The sequence below is a fragment of the Herbaspirillum huttiense genome, assembly GCF_047300815.1.
Classification (GTDB): domain Bacteria; phylum Pseudomonadota; class Gammaproteobacteria; order Burkholderiales; family Burkholderiaceae_D; genus Herbaspirillum; species Herbaspirillum huttiense_A.
Map to the genome: position 1 here is coordinate 4,091,811 of NZ_CP178608.1, position 16,222 is coordinate 4,108,032.

The 16,222-nt window shown below is 63.2% G+C and carries 12 protein-coding genes; 5 read left to right on the plus strand and 7 right to left on the minus strand.

Translation table 11 applies throughout. From position 1 onward, the window contains the following. Positions 1-19: 19 nt before the first annotated feature. From ACLRDN_RS18750 to dnaE, 3 genes are all read right to left on the minus strand, one after another. A complete protein-coding gene (locus ACLRDN_RS18750) occupies positions 20-1,273 on the minus strand; it encodes an O-antigen ligase family protein (RefSeq protein ID WP_413457519.1) in 1,254 nt (417 codons plus the stop codon). A gap of 113 nt (positions 1,274-1,386) precedes the next feature. Beyond that, positions 1,387-2,379: a glycosyltransferase family 8 protein gene (locus tag ACLRDN_RS18755; protein WP_413457520.1), complete on the minus strand. Its 993-nt coding sequence runs from the start codon at positions 2,377-2,379 to the stop codon at positions 1,387-1,389. Between the two features lie 42 nt (positions 2,380-2,421). Next, positions 2,422-5,880 carry a DNA polymerase III subunit alpha gene (dnaE, locus tag ACLRDN_RS18760; protein WP_413457521.1) on the minus strand — a complete coding sequence of 1,153 codons (3,459 nt, stop codon included), beginning with the start codon at positions 5,878-5,880 and terminating at the stop codon, positions 2,422-2,424. 220 nt (positions 5,881-6,100) lie between these two features. On the opposite strand from dnaE, the gene ACLRDN_RS18765 reads away from it, so the two are divergent. Next, entirely contained in the window at positions 6,101-6,982 is an 882-nt protein-coding gene (locus tag ACLRDN_RS18765; RefSeq protein WP_413457522.1) for a sulfurtransferase, read from the plus strand. 87 nt (positions 6,983-7,069) lie between these two features. On the opposite strand, the gene ACLRDN_RS18770 is transcribed toward ACLRDN_RS18765, so the two are convergent. Both ACLRDN_RS18770 and ACLRDN_RS18775 read right to left on the minus strand, forming a co-directional pair. Then, positions 7,070-7,645 carry a flavodoxin family protein gene (locus tag ACLRDN_RS18770; RefSeq protein WP_134223116.1) on the minus strand — a complete coding sequence of 192 codons (576 nt, stop codon included), beginning with the start codon at positions 7,643-7,645 and terminating at the stop codon, positions 7,070-7,072. Between the two features lie 119 nt (positions 7,646-7,764). After that, positions 7,765-8,466: a pirin family protein gene (locus tag ACLRDN_RS18775; protein WP_413457523.1), complete on the minus strand. Its 702-nt coding sequence runs from the start codon at positions 8,464-8,466 to the stop codon at positions 7,765-7,767. Positions 8,467-8,615: 149 nt separating this feature from the next. On the opposite strand from ACLRDN_RS18775, the gene ACLRDN_RS18780 reads away from it, so the two are divergent. Further along, positions 8,616-9,554, plus strand: coding sequence for a LysR substrate-binding domain-containing protein (locus ACLRDN_RS18780; protein ID WP_134136720.1), 939 nt, complete (start codon positions 8,616-8,618; stop codon positions 9,552-9,554). Beyond that, positions 9,551-10,435 (plus strand): tRNA glutamyl-Q(34) synthetase GluQRS, encoded by an 885-nt coding sequence (gluQRS, locus tag ACLRDN_RS18785; protein WP_413457524.1) that lies wholly within the window; start codon positions 9,551-9,553, stop codon positions 10,433-10,435. The genes ACLRDN_RS18780 and gluQRS overlap by 4 nt, the downstream gene beginning before the upstream one ends. Positions 10,436-10,443: 8 nt before the next feature. Here gluQRS and ACLRDN_RS18790 read toward each other — a convergent pair whose 3' ends face one another. After that, entirely contained in the window at positions 10,444-11,916 is a 1,473-nt protein-coding gene (locus ACLRDN_RS18790; protein ID WP_343742928.1) for a DEAD/DEAH box helicase, read from the minus strand. A 357-nt stretch (positions 11,917-12,273) separates the two neighbouring features. After that, complete coding sequence (locus tag ACLRDN_RS18795; RefSeq protein WP_413457525.1) at positions 12,274-12,957, minus strand: fumarylacetoacetate hydrolase family protein; 684 nt, start codon at positions 12,955-12,957, stop codon at positions 12,274-12,276. Positions 12,958-13,223: 266 nt separating this feature from the next. On the opposite strand from ACLRDN_RS18795, the gene ACLRDN_RS18800 reads away from it, so the two are divergent. Then, positions 13,224-15,035: a tetratricopeptide repeat protein gene (locus ACLRDN_RS18800; protein ID WP_413457526.1), complete on the plus strand. Its 1,812-nt coding sequence runs from the start codon at positions 13,224-13,226 to the stop codon at positions 15,033-15,035. Between the two features lie 172 nt (positions 15,036-15,207). Continuing rightward, the gene (locus ACLRDN_RS18805; RefSeq protein ID WP_413457527.1) at positions 15,208-16,212 is read left to right on the plus strand and encodes a glucokinase; all 1,005 of its coding nucleotides are present in this window, start codon (positions 15,208-15,210) and stop codon (positions 16,210-16,212) included. The last annotated feature ends 10 nt before the right edge of the window (positions 16,213-16,222 follow it).

Sequence of the window (16,222 nt, forward strand, 5' to 3'; positions counted from 1 at the left end):
GCCTGCCCGCAGCCATCGCTCAGGCAAGCTGCCTGAGCGATGGCTGCAACTGCTGCTGACGCTTGTGGATGCAAGCCAGGCAATAGGCGACGCCGATGCCGTAGAACGGATAGCACTCCCACCAGAGGAACACCACGTCCACCAGGCCCAGCACCATGAAGCCGGCCACCAGCGACATACCCATGGCGGCGCTGCAGCGTATTTCGTGATCAGCATGGCTACCTAGGCGTGCAAACATCCAGAGGGGTACCAGATAAATGGCCAGCAGGGCCAGTGCGCCCAGACTCCCCAAGCGTACCATCATGAATAACATCTCGTTATGGGAGTGCGGGTACGTTGCAGCCAGGGGCGAGATGATCTTGCGCTCGGCCAGTTCTCCTAGCGCCTTCTGGTAACGGTCGATACCTACGCCCACTAGCGGATTCTCCTTGAACAGTACCCAGGAGCCCGCCCACAGTTGCAGGCGGGTGCCCAGCGAGGTTTCCTTGTCGGCCCCCGCCGAATACTGCACCAGGTCGACTTGCGCCGCCTCCATACGCTGTCGGATGGAGTGCCCGAACACAAGACTTCCGGCCACGATCACCACGAATGCGCCAAGAGCAGCGAGCTTGTAGGAACGCTTGACGTGCTTGAGCGCCATGCTGGAAATGGCTGCGTAGACCGGGATGGTCATCCACACCCCGCGCGACCACGACAGGTAAGCCATGCCCAGCCCGGCGCCGAGTGCAGCCAGCTTGACCAGCGTGTGCAGGCGGGAATTCGAATGCGGCCAGCCCAGCGACAGCGTGCTGAACACGCCGAGCAGCAAACCCATATGGGCGCAGATGATGATGGGAATGAAGTCCGTTCCATACCGAATCGTGCCGCCCTCGGTGAGAATGTACATCTTGACCAAGGCCAGTAATGCTCCCAATACCATCGGCCACTGCAAGCGCTTGAGGACATCCAGTGGCAGGAACAGCATCAGCCAGAGCATGAAAAAGAAAAAGGCCAGGCGGCTCTGCGCATCGTAGGCGCGGGCAGCATAATGGTGCGTGACCACCTGGTTGACCAGTACGGCCAGCAGGGGCAGTGCCATGGCCACCGACACCAGCCAGTAACGGCGCAGGAAAGAGACGAAGCGCAAACCATCGGGACGCAGGCCGGACACGGCGGTTACCATGCCGGTGACGATCATGAGACTGTAGGTAGCGCCGGCCAGGCGATCGACCACGAGGGCGAACGCAAAGAAGAGCGCAAACAGTGCAGCGGCGAAGAATTTCAGATAACGCAAGGAAGACTCCAGATATCCAGCATGGGGATTCGGCTCAGGATCATCATCCGACAAGCCTGGGACCGCATTGAGCGCGGTCCAACCGGGGTGGATCAACGGAAAACGGCGCTCACTCAGCCTTTCTTGACCTTGGATCGTCTGCGCAGATAGCGCAGCTGCGCGCAGATGCCTTCTCTCCAGCGACCGTGCTTGAACAGCGATTTGGAATAGAGTTTGAACTCGCGTGCAGTACGGGGCGGATCCAGCGGCATGTCGCTCCAGGACGACTTGTCCTGCACCTTCACGAAGACTTGCCGCGCATCATGCAGGCACCAATCCTGCCAGGGCTTGACCGGGCCGGTGAAATGCATGAATACGACCTGGGGCGGCACGATCAGTTCGCTCTCGCCACGGCTGGTGTAGTCGACCAGGTGATAGCGCGTGTTCCATTCGTCGCCGATATAGACCACGCGGCCATTGAGGGCCACGTTGAGCGCGTCCTGGTCGGCAAAGACAAGTTGCTGCGTGGACAGGACCGTCAAGGCGCGCGTCTGCACATCGGCCTTGATCCACTCAGGCACATTGATGAGCATCACGCCGGCATTGAAGTATTCGGGCATGGGCAGCGCGAGCGCAGCGATTTGCGTGCGGGCGGTGGTGGAGATCTCGTCATGCACGGCCGCGGCGATGGCACCATCGAGATCGACGGCATGCAGCGCCGCCAGGCTGCCGAAGCACAGCAGATCGGCATCGAGATAAAGCACCCGCTCGGTGATCCCTTGCAGCAGGTTGGGAATGAGCAAGCGAATGAACGTGCCCAGATGATGCTGCGCAAAGCAGGGAAAGGCGCGGAAGGCATCCAGCATGTGGGCATCCAGCACGTGCTTGCGGATGTCCAGTCCGTACATCTGCGCCAGCCGGTCCAGCCGGGCACGGCTGTCATCAGAGACCGAAAAGGCGAAGACGTGGAAGACGAAACGCTGCTCGGGATTGTGCTGCAGCAGCGACACGATGGCCGCCCCCATCCCGCGAAAATAACCGCTGTCCACGCCGAAGGCTACGTGCAGCGCCCCACCCGCGCTGCCGTGCAGGACGTCATCGTCCTTTGTTGTTGATGTCGTTGTCATTATTGATTGCCTGAATTCGTCGTTATCAGTGTTTTATTGAGTTCAGTATTCCACCACTACGGCTTCTTTCCCGAAGGAAGCCACCAGCGTCGATTGCAGGCTGTCGCTGGGATTGACGCGCCAGGCATCGCCCAGCACGACTTCGCAGGCTGCATCGGCCTGGCGATACTTCATCACGAAAGGCAGGCCCTGCTCCTGGCGATGCGCGGCCAGGGTGTCGCGCAGGTGATTGGGATCGACCGCCTTGTTGATCGATACCACCATGCGCACACCGTACTGGATGCGCGCCGCGCCCAGGTCCATGACCTTGTCGGCAGCCACCCGCAGGCCGCCATTGAAACGGTCTTCCGACACCTTGCCGGAGACCACCAGCAATTCATCTTCCTTGATGAGGTGCTTGAAGGGCTCGAACAATTCGTTGTAGATGGTCGCCTCGATCACGCCCGTGCCATCGTCCAGCGTGCAGATCACCAGCTTGCCGCGCTGGGTCATCTGCACCCGCACGCCGGTGATGATGCCGGCCAGGCTGCGCGGTTCCCACGAAGGTTCGAGGCTGGCGATCTTGGTGCGCACGAAGCGGCGCACTTCCTTTTCGTAAGCCGAGAACAGGTGGCCGGACAGATAGAAGCCCAACGCGCCCTTCTCTTCCGTCAGGCGCTGCTTGTCACTCCAGGCCGGCACCTGCACGTATTCCAGCGGCGCTTCGAGGTCGCTGTCGTCGCCACCGAAGAGGCTGACCTGGTTGGCCGATTTCTCGGCCTGCTCCGCACTTTCCCAGGCCAGGTTGACCGAGGCCTGCAGGATGGCACGATCGACCTTGAAGCAGTCAAAGGCACCGGCGCGGATCAGCGAATCGATGGTGCGGCGGTTGATCTGCTTCTTGTCCACCCGCTTGGCAAAGTCGAACAGGTCTTTGAAAGGACCGTTCTTGCGCGCCTCCAGGATGGCTTCGATGGCGTTCTGCCCGGCCCCCTTGACGGCGCCCAGGCCATAGCGGATCTGGGTGGCCTTCTTGCCCGGCTCGCCCACCGGCATGAAGCGGTAGTCGGACTTGTTGATGTCCGGCGGCAGGATGGCCAGCTTGCAGATGTCGATCGAATCTTCGATCAGGATCTTGACCTTGTCCGTGTCTTCCATGGCCAGCGACAAGTTGGCGGCCATGAACGCGGCGGGGTGATGCGCCTTCAGGTAGGCGGTGTAATAGGACAGCAGGGCATAGGCCGCGGCGTGCGACTTGTTGAAGCCGTAGCCGGCGAACTTTTCCATCAAGTCGAAGATTTCATCGGCCTTGGCCTGGTCCAGCCCGTTCTTGGCCGCGCCTTCGCGGAACAGTTCACGGTGCTTGGCCATTTCCTCGGCCTTCTTCTTGCCCATCGCCCGGCGCAGCAAGTCGGCGCCGCCCAGCGAATAGCCGCCGATCACCTGCGCCATCTGCATCACCTGCTCCTGATAGACCATGATGCCGTAGGTCTCGGAGAGGATGCCCTCGGTACGCGGGTCAGGATAGTCGAAGGCTTCGCCGTGCTTGCGCTTGCAGAAGTCGGGGATCAGGTCCATCGGACCCGGACGGTACAGCGCCACCAGGGCGATGATGTCCTCGAAGCGGTCGGGACGCGCATCCTTCAACATGCCTTGCATGCCGCGGCTTTCCAGCTGGAACACGGCGACCGTCTTGGCCTTGGTCAGCAGTTCGTAGGAGGGCCGGTCGTCCAGCGGCAGCTTGGCCAGGTCGAACTCGGCCATGGCCGGATCGAGCATGCGGATGTAGCGCACTGCCCGGTCGAGGATGGTCAGCGTGGTCAGGCCCAAAAAGTCGAACTTCACCAGGCCGACGGCTTCCACGTCGTCCTTGTCGTATTGCGAGACCACGCCGGAGTCGCCACCCTGGGTGTAGAGCGGGCAGAAATCGGTCAGCTTGCCGGGTGCGATCAGCACGCCACCGGCGTGCATGCCGATGTTGCGGGCGATGCCTTCGACCTGCTGGGCCAGGCCCATCAACTGCTTGACCTCTTCCTCGTTGTCCAGGCGCTCCTTGAGCAGCGGCTCTTCCTCGATGGCGTCGGCCAGCGTAACCAGCTTGCCCGGCTTGAAGGGAATCAGCTTGGAGATGCCGTCGCAGAAGTTGTAGCCCAGGTCCAGCACGCGCCCCACGTCGCGCACCGCGCCCTTGGCGGCCATGGTACCGAAGGTGGCAATCTGCGAGACCGCCTCCTTGCCGTAACGATCCTTCACATACTGGATGACGCGGTCGCGGCCTTCCTGGCAGAAGTCGATGTCGAAGTCGGGCATCGAGACGCGTTCGGGGTTCAGGAAACGTTCGAACAGCAGGTTGTAGCGCAGCGGATCCAGGTCCGTAATCAACAGGCAGTAAGCCACCAGCGAGCCGGCACCGGAACCCCGGCCGGGGCCGACCGGTACGCCATTGTTCTTGGCCCACTGGATGAAGTCCGCCACGATCAGGAAGTAGCCCGGGAACTTCATCTTGATGATGGTGTTGTTCTCGAACTCCAGGCGCGCTTCATAGCGGGGGCGCTGCTTCTCGCGTTCGGCTTCGTTGGGGAACAGTTCCTTCAGGCGCACTTCCAGCCCGGCCTTGGTCTGGGCCACCAGGAAGTCATCGATGGTCATGCCGTCGGGCGTAGGGAAGTCCGGCAGTTGCGGCTTGCCCAGCTGCAGCACCAGGTTGCAGCGTTTGGCGATTTCCACGGTATTGGCAATCGCACCGGGCAGGTCGGCGAACAGCTCGGCCATCTCGGCTTGCGACTTGAAGTATTGCTGCTCGTTGAAGCGGCGCACGCGGCGCGCATTGGCCATGATCTCGCCTTCGGCGATACAGGTGCGGGCTTCGTGGGCAATGAACTCTTCAGGGCTCTGGAACTGGATCGGATGCGTCGCCACGCACGGCAGGCCCAGCTTGGCGCCCAGGGCCACGCTCTGGCGCACCTGCAGTTCCATGTTGGCCTGGCCGGCGCGTTGCAGCTCCAGGTAGAAGGCCCCGGGGAAGATCTCGGACCAGCGGCGCGCGCAGGCTTCGGCCTGGGCCAGGTTGCCATTGTCGATGGCCTGGCCGATGTCACCCATGGCGGCACCCGACAGGGCGATCAGGCCATTGCCGCCTTCCTGGTGGCGCAGTGCATCCAGCCATTCCATGCGAACCTCAGCGCGGCCCTTGTACTGGTTGGTGAGCCAGGCTTGGGACAAGACTTCACATAACTGCAGGTAGCCATGACGGCTTTTGATCAGCACCAGCAGGCGGAAGGGCTTTTCGCGGTCGGCGTCGTTAGTGATCCACAGGTCGCAGCCGGCGATGGGCTTGACGCCCTTGCCGCGCGCTTCCTTGTAGAAGCGCACCATGCAGAACAGGTTGGCAAGGTCGGTCACCGCCAGGGCGGCCTGTCCATCCTTGGCGGCGGCCTTGACGATGTCGTCGATACGCACCAGGCCATCCACGATGGAGTACTCCGAGTGCATACGGAGGTGTACAAATTGCGGGGTAGTCATAGGGTCGACATTTTACCGGAGCTTGTGACCACGACCGATTCTAGATTGATCTCAATTTGTGAGAAATATGAAGACTTTACACCCAGGCCATGCCTCTTCCGAACAGGGATGCCTTGATCTGTATCAGAGAAGCGGCAGGCACCGGCCAAATAGCTGCGGCGACCCGGGGTGGACGGTTATAATGCTGACGATTCAAAGACTTACAGTTGAGTACGCCATCATGCAGTCCCCGCAGACCCCCTACGTCAACATTGCCGCCTACAAATTCATCAGCTTCGATGACACCGCTGAAAAGCGTCCGGCGTTCCTGGAAATTTGTCAGAAGAACAATCTTCGTGGCACCGTGATCCTGAGCCCGGAAGGCATCAACCTCTTCCTGGCCGGCCTGCGCCATGAGATCGACGCCTTCCTGGCCTGGCTGCGCGCCGATGCGCGCTTTGCCGACCTGACCGTCAAGGAAAGCTATTCCGAGAAGCAGCCCTTCACCCGCATGCTGGTGAAACTGAAGGCCGAGATCATCACCATGAAGCATCCGCTGATCAAGCCGGAGCTGGGCCGTGCGCCTTTCGTGGAGCCGAAGGAGCTCAAGCGCTGGCTGGACCAGGGTCACGACGACGAAGGCCGTCCGGTGGTGATGGTGGATACCCGCAATGGCTTCGAGGTGGATGTGGGTACGTTTGATAACACGGTGGACTACCGCATCAGCAAGTTCACGGAATTCCCGCAGGTGATCGAGGACCACAAGGCCGATTTCGAGGGCAAGACGGTCGTCACCTTCTGCACCGGCGGCATTCGTTGCGAAAAGGCCGCGATTCATATGCAGAACATCGGCTATGACCATGTCTACCAACTCGAAGGCGGCATCCTGAAGTATTTCGAGGATGTCGGCGGTGCCCATTACAACGGCGACTGTTTCGTCTTCGACTATCGCACCGCGCTGAGCCCGGAGTTGAAGGAAACCCAGACCGCCCAATGCTTCGCCTGCCGCGCCGTGGTCACCCCGCGTGAACAGCTCTCGCCGGATTACGTGCCGGGCAAGTCTTGTCCGCATTGCTCACCCAAGCAGCGGGCGGCGCAGGAAGCCAGCTCTGCAGCGGGCTGATTGCAGCGCACCCTGGCAACGAAAAAGCCGACCCCTTGCGAGGTCGGCTTTTTTACATCTTCACGACTTGCGTCGATGAGATGAAGATTACTTCTTGAACTTGGCAGCCGTTTCCACCACGCGTGCACCGAACAGCTTGGCCGTTTCCAGGTCGCCCGGCAGCGGGCCTTCTTCCGGCGAGGAGTCCGACGGGCTTTGCGCCATCAGGCCCGAGAAGGAACCGACGAAGTTGATGTCATTGCGCTGGGCCGCCTTGCTGTTGGAAGGCATCAGGCCGGTACCGACCCAGATCATGCTGTGCTGCATGCCCAGGGTGAACAGGTAGTGCAGGGTCGAGAGCTTGTCGCCGTTCATGGTGGCCGAGTTGGTAAAGGCGGCACCGACCTTGTCCTTCCACTTCTGGCTGAACCAGGGCTTGGAGGAGGCGTCGGCGAACTTCTTGAACTGCCAGGAGACCGTACCCATGTAGGTCGGCGAACCGAAGATGATGGCATCGGCCGCGTCCAGGCTGGCCCACTGTTCATCGGTGATGGTGCCTTCGGCGCTGATGGCGATCAGCTCGACATCGGCACCGGCAACGCCGGCCGCGCCAGCCTGCACGGCTTCGGCCTGTTTCTTGGTGTGGCCGTAGCCGGAGTGGTAAACGATGGCAACTTTGGTCATGACGAAATTCCTTCTCTAGAGAGTGAAGTGACGCGGGGAAAAACCGCCGGTGTGATCGGTACCGGCGGGTTGCTACTGCAAACTGCTTACTGCATTACTGCATGCCGCCGCAGCAAAACTCAGCGCGGCAGGTCGAACAACAGGACTTCAGCCTTCTCGCCGCCGCTGATCTCGATGCGGTCGACCGCACTGAGCTTGACGGCATCGCCCGCCTGCAGGGCCTGGCCATTGACGCTGATCTTGCCACGGGCCACATGCACATAGCCAAGGCGGCCCTGCGGCAAGGTGTACTCGGCCGCTTGCGCACCGTCGAACAGACCGGCGTACAGCTGGGCATCCTGGTTCATGCTGACCGAACCTTCACGGCCATCACTCGAAGCCACCAGGCGCAGCTTGCCATCCTTGTCGGCCGACGAGAAGTGGGCTTCCTGATAACCCGGCTCGGCGCCAGCACGGTCAGGCATGATCCAGATCTGCAGGAAGTGCGTGGTGCCATCCTGGGAGTGGTTGTACTCCGAATGGCGCACGCCGGTGCCGGCACTCATGCGCTGCACGTCACCGGGACGGATCACGCTGCCATTGCCCATGCTGTCCTTGTGCGCAAGTTCACCTTCGAGCACATAGGAAATGATCTCCATGTCACGGTGGCCATGGGTACCAAAGCCTTGGCCCGCGGCCACGCGGTCCTCGTTGATCACCCGCAGCGGACCGAAGCCCATGTGCTTGGGATCATAGTAGTCCGCGAAGGAAAAGCTGTGATACGAATCCAGCCAACCGTGGTTGGCGTGGCCACGATCGTTCGCTTTGCGAAGTTCCATCATGTCAACACCTCTTTCTTGAGTGGGACCAAACCGGAATTGATTTGGTCAAAATGTTTGTCGATGGCGTCACTATAGTGGCTAACTTTTATGCAGATAAGGTCTAAAATCCGTAGTGTTCGTTCAAAAAATTTAAACAAGCGGAGCAAGACGTGAACCTGACCCTGGAATCCCTGCTGATCCTCGACATGATCGACCGCAAGGGCAGCTTTGCCGCGGCGGCCGTGGCACTGGACCGGGTGCCCTCGGCCCTGACCTACAGCGTGCGCAAGCTGGAGGATGACCTCGATGTGCTGCTCTTCGACCGCCGTGGCCACCGGGCCCAGTTGACACCGGCCGGCCTGCAATTGTTGCAGGAAGGCCGTCACCTGCTGCTGGCCGCCAGCGACCTGGAGCAGCGCGTCAAGCGCACCGCCACCGGGCGGGAAACCGAACTGCACATCGTGCTCAACAGCCTGATTCCCTTCGACAAGATGCTGCCGGTAATCGAAGCCTTTGACCGTGAAGAATCCGGCACCCGCCTGCGCTTCACGCCCGGCGTACTGACCGGGGCCTGGGAAAAGCTCATCGAGGGCCGCGCCAACCTGGTCATCGGGGTGACGCTGGACGGGCCGGAAGTGGTGCGCACCAGCGGGCGCTTCCAGATGCAGGAGCTGGGAGCGGTGGACTGGGTCTTTGCAGTGGCCCCGACGCACCCGCTGGCCTCGGCAACCGAACCACTGTCGGCGGAACTGGTGCGCAGCCACCGGGCCATTGCCGTGGGCGACAACAGCCAGTCCCTGCCCACGCTGACCATGGGCCTGCTGTCGGGCCAGGAAACGCTGACGGTGGCTACCGTGGCCGACAAGTTGCAGGCCCAGCTGGCCGGCCTCGGTTGCGGCCATCTGCCGCGCATCTGGGCCGAACCCTATCTCGCCACCGGTGCGCTGGTGGAAAAGCAGACCCTGGCCGCCAAACCCAACGACAACTTCATGGTGGCCTGGCCCAAGGCCGAGCAGGGCAAGTCGCTGAAGTGGTTCATCCAGCACCTGGCGCAGCCGCACGTGCGCCAGTCGCTGATCGGACCGATATCCATGCGGGATCCCGCATGAGCGGCGAAGCTTATGTAGGCCGCTTCGCGCCCTCACCTTCCGGACCTCTCCATGCGGGCTCGCTGGTGGCGGCGCTGGCCAGTTATCTGGATGCCCGCGTGCATCACGGCCGCTGGCTGCTGCGCATCGAAGACATCGACGAGACCCGCACGGTGCCCGGTGCGGCCGACGACATCGTCGCCACCCTGGCGGCACTGGATATGCACTCTGACGGACCGATCCTGGTGCAGAGCCAGCGCAAGGCACGCTACCAGCTCGCACGCGAGCGCCTGGGCGCACTGGCCTACCCCTGCGGCTGCAGCCGCAAGGAAATCGCCGACTCCCGGGTAGGCACGGCCAGTGACGGTGCTGCGCTCTATCCCGGCACCTGCCGCCACGGACTGGCCCCCGGCAAGATGCCACGCACGCTGCGGCTGCGCGTGCCTGATGCCGGGCAGCCGGGCGAACTGGTGCAATTCACGGACCGCTGGCTGGGGCCGCAGGCCCAGCACCTGGCCTCGGAAGCCGGGGATTTCGTGCTGCAGCGGGCCGATGGCTTCTGGGCCTATCAGCTGGCGGTGGTGGTGGATGATGCAGAACAGGGCGTCACCGACATCGTGCGCGGGGCCGACCTGCTGGACTCGACGGCGCGGCAGATCTACCTGCAGGGGCTGCTGGGCTACGCGACGCCGCGCTACCTGCACGTGCCGCTGTTGATGAATGCGTCGGGGGAAAAGTTTTCCAAGCAGAACGGCGCCCAGGCACTGGACTTGGGCCAGCCGCTGCAAGCCTTACATCAGGCGGCGGCTTTTCTTGGACTGGACACGGACGCAGCCCGTGACAGGGAAGGATTCTGGACCCTGGCGCTCACCGGCTGGCGAGCGCGCTTCGGTCCACGCTGAAAAACGGATCAGCGCTTGGGCATGCCACCCAGCAAGGCCGCGACCTTGGGCTTGGGACGGTTGTTCTTGGGCAGTTCCGGCTTGGTGGAGACGGTCTCGGTGGCGCTGGGCTCATAGGGCTTGAGGAACCAGGGATCGACCTTCTCGCGGCGTCCCGACGGGGCTGCGCCGTCGCGGCTGCTGCGGCTGCGCTCGCCACGGTCACTGCGTTCGCCACGCTCGGCGCGTTCGCCCCGGTCGCTGCGCTCACCACGTTCCGAACGTTCACCTCGCTCCCCACGGTCAGCGCGCATGCGCGGCGCAAAACCAGTCAGCTCGGCGCGCTCGAATTTCTTCTTGATCAGCTTCTCGATATCGACCAGCAGGCGCTCATCCTTGTCGCAGAACAGCGAGATGGCGTCGCCCGAGGCACCGGCACGGCCGGTACGGCCGATGCGGTGCACGTAGTCTTCGGCGTTGTAGGGCAGGTCGTAGTTGATGACGCAGGGCAGCTCGGCGATGTCCAGCCCGCGTGCGGCCACGTCGGTGGCGACCAGCACTTCGATCTGGCCCTGCTTGAAGGACTCCAGCGCGGCCATGCGCTCAGACTGGGTCTTGTCGCCGTGGATGGCAGAAGCCTTCACGCCCTCGGCCAGCAAGGTGCGCGCCAGGCGCGAAGCGCCGATCTTGGTATTGGAGAAGACGATCACTTGCTTCAGTGCGCGCTGGCGAATGATGAAGCTGACCGCATCCGCCTTGGCAGCTTCCTCCACCTTGTAGATGGTCTGGGTGACGTTTTCTGCCGTGGCATTGCTGCGCGCGACTTCGATGGTCACCGGGTTGTTCTGGAAGCTGGCGGCCAGCTTCTTGATCTCGGGCGAGAAGGTGGCCGAGAACAGCAGGTTCTGGCGCTGCTTGGGCAGCAGGTTGATGATGCGCTGCAGGTCCGGCAGAAAGCCCATGTCGAGCATGCGGTCGGCTTCGTCCATGACCAGGATCTGGGTCTGGGACAGGTTCACCGTCTTTTGCTGCACGTGGTCCAGCAGGCGGCCCGGGGTGGCGATGACGATTTCCACGCCGGCACGCAGGGTGGCCGTTTGCGGTGCCATGTCCACGCCGCCGAAGACGACGGTGGAGCGCAGCGGGGTGAAGCGTGAATACGCCTTCACGTTGTCGGCCACCTGGTCGGCCAGCTCGCGGGTCGGGGTCAGGATCAGGGCGCGCACCGGGTGGCGGGCGGGCGAAGCGCTGTGGCTGGCGTGTGCCAGCAGGCGCTGGATGATCGGCAGCGAGAAACCGGCGGTCTTGCCGGTGCCGGTCTGGGCGGCGCCCATCACGTCACGGCCTTGCAGCACCACTGGAATGGCCTGGGCCTGGATCGGGGTCGGATGGACGTAGCCTTGTTCGGACAAGGCGCGCAGGATATCGGGCGAAAGGCCGAAATCTTCAAAACGGACGGCAGGGGCAGCCGGTGCTGCGGACGCGGACGTGGTGTCGGACATGGTTTATTGCGAACGGTGCGACAGCGCCGCGGCAGCCGCCAGGCGGCTCCGGTGCATGGGGTGCATGCGCACGGGTTCTGATTGCTTTCTGTGTTGATGTGTTACGGGCGAACCGGCCAAACCTGCTCGGCCGGGCGCTTCGGATGATGCAAACGCTAAAGACGATGCTGGCCGGGCGAGCGATTTGCCATGCCCGGCATTCCTTGCGGAACTCCGTATTATACGCCGCATCGCCGCCGGCTTCATGACAGTTTGGTTTCGGCACCCTGCGCCCGGTGCCGGACCGGTGCCGGAAGCTGGCTGCAGGAGCCAGGCCGGGACCGCCAAAAAAGCGGCGGCATCCGGCCTGCGGGCGCTTCAGCCGATGGTGATATTGATGTCCGGCAAGCCGTCCACATGCCCTTGCAGCTGGTCCCCCTTGACCACCGCACCCACGCCTTCGGGAGTGCCGGTATAGATCAGGTCGCCGGGGAACAGCTCGACCAGGCCGGACAGGTAGGAAATGGTTTCGGCCACGTTCCAGATCAGGTCCGACAGGTCGCCCTGCTGGCGCACTTCGCCATTGACCTTGAGCCAGACGGCGCCCTTGTCAGGATGTCCGCACTGGCCCACCGGCACGATGGGGGCGCAGGGCGCGGACTGGTCGAAGCCCTTGGCCATGTCCCAGGGGCGGCCCAGCTTCTTGGCTTGCGCCTGCAGGTCGCGGCGGGTCATGTCCAGGCCGACTGCGTAGCCGTACACCAGCTCCAGGGCCTTCTCCACCGGGATATCGCGGCCACCGCCGGACAGCGCCACCACCAGTTCGATCTCGTGATGATAGTCAGCGGTCGCGGCAGGATACGGCACCACGGAATCGGTCGGCACCACGGCATCGGCCGGCTTCATGAAGAAGAACGGCGGCTCGCGGTCGGGATCATGGCCCATTTCGCGGGCGTGGGCGGCGTAGTTGCGGCCCACGCAATAGATGCGGCGAACCGGGAAGGGAGCACCGCCAACCACCGGGACAGTGGCCTGGGCGGGGGCGGGAATGGCGAAACTCATCGGGAAGACTCCGTAGTGGCGACATGCATGCAGCGGCATGCGGTGGATGAGGAACCGGTCGATGCCGGCTAGCGCATCAGTTGTCTGATGTCCGGGTAGTGTAAAAGAAAAGAGCCGGCCCCGCTCGCGCCGCCTCCCTGGCGTGCGGCCATAGCCCGCAATTGGAGGGCGATTGCCCCGGTAATCCGCTGGCAGAAAGCGAACGAATTTGAGACACTTGCCAGATTCCGGCGCTGTCGGCTCTTTCCCACATCTCGACACTATCCATGCATCCGCAAGCAAACGCTTCCCAGATCCTGTTGCAAAAAGCCTTGGCACTTCACCAGAAAGGCCAGCTCGGACCGGCCGAAGAGCTCTACAAGAAGGTACTGGTCAAGCTGCCGCGCCATTTCGAGGCCAACTATCTTTACGGCATGCTCAAGCTGCATCAGGAAGATTGGGAAGCCGCCGAAGCCCAACTGGCCAAGGCCATCGAACTCAATCCCGACCATCGGGATACCTATTTCGACCATGCTGGTGCCCTGGTCCACCTGGGCCGTGATGCCGAAGCCGTGCAACGCTACAGCCAGATCCTGGCGCAGAACCCGGACTTCCCCGAGGCCCTGCTGGCGCGCGGTGACGCCTTGCGCCGGCTCAAGATGAGCCGGGAAGCGCTGGAGGATCTGCAGCGGGCGGCATCGCTGGCCCCGGACAATGCCGATGCCTGGTTCCAGCTGGGCAACCTGCAGCACGAGCGCTACGCCTATCGGGATGCGCGCGAGTGCTATGAACGCGCGGTGGCGTTGCGCCCTGATTTCATCGAAGCCTGGTTCAACCTGGGCAATACCTGCAAGGACAACTTCCAGTTCGACCAGGCCCTGCGCGCCTACGACCATGCACTGGAGGTGCAGCCGGACTTCTTCGAGGCCCAGTCCAACCGTGGCTTCGTGCTCTTCAAGATGCATCGTCCGATGGAGGCGCTGCAAGCCTATGACCGCGCCATGGCGCTGGACGACAGCTCGCCCGACCTGTGGTTCAACCGCGGCTCGACGCTGGAGCAGCTGTTTCGCTTCGAGGAAGCCACCGAGTGCTATCGCCGCGCCCGCGAGCTCAAGCCCAACGCCAGCTCGGCCGCTTGGAACGATGCCCTGCTCAAGCTGCGCCAGGGCGACTTCGCCCAAGGCTGGCCGGCCTTCGAGACCCGTTGGGAAACTGAACAGATGCTCTCCCAGCGGCGCCAGTTCCTGCAGCCCCTGTGGCTGGGAGAGACCGCGCTGTACGGCAAGACCATCCTGATCCATGCTGAACAGGGCTTTGGCGATACCCTGCAATTCGTGCGCTACCTGCCCCGCGTGGCTGCCTTGGGCGCCCGCGTGATCCTGGAAGTGCCGCCGGCGCTGTTGCGCCTGCTGGCCAAGGCGCCGGGTGCTGCTGAAGTCATCAGCAGCGAGCAGTTCATCCGTCCCAGCTTCGACTTCCATTGCCCGCTGATGAGCTTGCCGCTGGCCTGCAAGTGCTTCAGCCAAGCCGATATCCCGCGCGCGCCCTACCTGTTGCCCGACGCCGGCGCCTGGGCCGGCTGGCTGCAGCGCCTGCCGCAGAACCGCGCCTTGCGCGTGGGCCTGGTGTGGGCGGGCAGCTCGGCCCAGACCCATCGCGATGCGGTGCGTATCGACGGTGAACGTTCCCTGCCCTTCGAGGCGCTGGCACCGCTGGTGACACTGGCCGAAGACCATCCGCAACTGGAATTCCATTCCGTCCAGGTCGGCCAGGCGGCCGTGGCACAGCAGCATGCGCACCCCCTGGGCGCGCGGGTGCACGATCATTCCTTGCAACTGGGCGACTTTGCCGACACCTCCGGCCTGGTCGCGCACCTGGACCTGCTCATCAGTGTCGATACCTCGGTCTGCCACCTGGCCGGTGCCCTGGGCACGCCTGTCTGGCTGCTCAACCGGGCCAACACCTGCTGGCGCTGGCAGCTGGAGCGCAGCGATACCCCCTGGTATCGCAACTTCCGCCTGTTCCGCCAGGCCAACACCGGCAACTGGAATGACGTGATCGCAGAGGTCCGCGCGGCCCTGCTTCAACAGTTGGCCTGATGCTGGTACCATGCGCGCCGATGCGGATGAGCAGCTCATCCGCCGGAACCTGGCGCGCCGGCCCGGCTCATACCCTGTAACGCTCCACCAGCCCGATCCCCATTGCAATCGGACAGGCGGCACGGCCACGCGCCCTGCCGCCTGTCGGCATGAAGACAACAAGGACAAGACGATGCACGCCCCCACTGCTTCCCCGAGCAAGCCTCCCCACGCCGCCGGCCCGCGCCTGCTGGCCGACATCGGCGGCACCAACGCCCGCTTCGCGCTGGAAACTTCACCCGGGCAAATAGAACAGGTGCAGGTCCTGCGCGGTGCCGACTATCCGCAATTCACCGATGCCGTACAGGCCTACCTGAAGCTGGCCGGCCAGCCCGCCGTAAAACACGCGGTGGTGGCCATCGCCAATCCGGTGCAAGGCGACCAGATCAAGATGACCAATCATGACTGGGCCTTCTCCATCGAGGCGGCGCGCCAGTTGCTGGGCCTTGACCTGCTGCTGGTGGTCAATGACTTCACGGCGCTGTCGATGGCGGTGCCGCAATTGCGGGCCGATGAGTTGCAGCAGATCGGTGGCGGGGCGCCCAAGGCAGGCCTGCCGGTCGGCCTGGTCGGAGCGGGCACCGGATTGGGTGTGGGGGGATTGGTGCGCGGTGACGGGCACTGGCTGCCGCTGGCCAGCGAAGGCGGCCACGTCGCCTTCGCCCCGGCCAATGCGCGTGAAGCGGCCGTGCTGGCCTACGCCTGGCAATTCCATGAACACGTTTCGGCTGAACGCCTGGTCTCGGGTCCCGGCCTCGAATTCATCCATCGCGCCCTGCTGGCCATCGATGGCCATCCCGCCGCGGAACTGAAGGCCGCAGAAATCGTGGACGGTGCGCTCAAGCATGGCGATGCCATCTGCCGGGAAACGCTGGACCTGTTCTGCAGCATGCTCGGTACCGTGGCAGCCGACCTCGCGCTGACGCTGGGCGCACTCGGCGGCATCTATATTGGTGGCGGCGTGGTGCCGCACCTGGGCGAATATTTCGCCCGTTCGCCCTTCCGCGCACGCTTCGAGAACAAGGGCCGCATGTCGGTGCTGACCAAGGCCATTCCGACCTATGTGATCACGGCGCAATATCCGGCCTTCACGGGCGTGTCGGCGATCCTGGCCGATCGGCTCGATCCGCACGAGTAAAGCAAGCAGG

Bases quoted from the DNA above. Each gene is read 5' to 3' on its own strand.
- ACLRDN_RS18755 (WP_413457520.1), bottom strand. From the start codon at position 2,379: ATGACAACGACATCAACAACAAAGGACGATGACGTCCTGCACGGCAGC.
- dnaE (WP_413457521.1), bottom strand. From the start codon at position 5,880: ATGACTACCCCGCAATTTGTACACCTCCGTATGCACTCGGAGTACTCC.
- ACLRDN_RS18765 (WP_413457522.1), top strand. From the start codon at position 6,101: ATGCAGTCCCCGCAGACCCCCTACGTCAACATTGCCGCCTACAAATTC.
- ACLRDN_RS18770 (WP_134223116.1), bottom strand. From the start codon at position 7,645: ATGACCAAAGTTGCCATCGTTTACCACTCCGGCTACGGCCACACCAAG.
- ACLRDN_RS18775 (WP_413457523.1), bottom strand. From the start codon at position 8,466: ATGATGGAACTTCGCAAAGCGAACGATCGTGGCCACGCCAACCACGGT.
- gluQRS (WP_413457524.1), top strand. From the start codon at position 9,551: ATGAGCGGCGAAGCTTATGTAGGCCGCTTCGCGCCCTCACCTTCCGGA.
- ACLRDN_RS18790 (WP_343742928.1), bottom strand. From the start codon at position 11,916: ATGTCCGACACCACGTCCGCGTCCGCAGCACCGGCTGCCCCTGCCGTC.
- ACLRDN_RS18795 (WP_413457525.1), bottom strand. From the start codon at position 12,957: ATGAGTTTCGCCATTCCCGCCCCCGCCCAGGCCACTGTCCCGGTGGTT.
- ACLRDN_RS18800 (WP_413457526.1), top strand. From the start codon at position 13,224: ATGCATCCGCAAGCAAACGCTTCCCAGATCCTGTTGCAAAAAGCCTTG.
- ACLRDN_RS18805 (WP_413457527.1), top strand. From the start codon at position 15,208: ATGCACGCCCCCACTGCTTCCCCGAGCAAGCCTCCCCACGCCGCCGGC.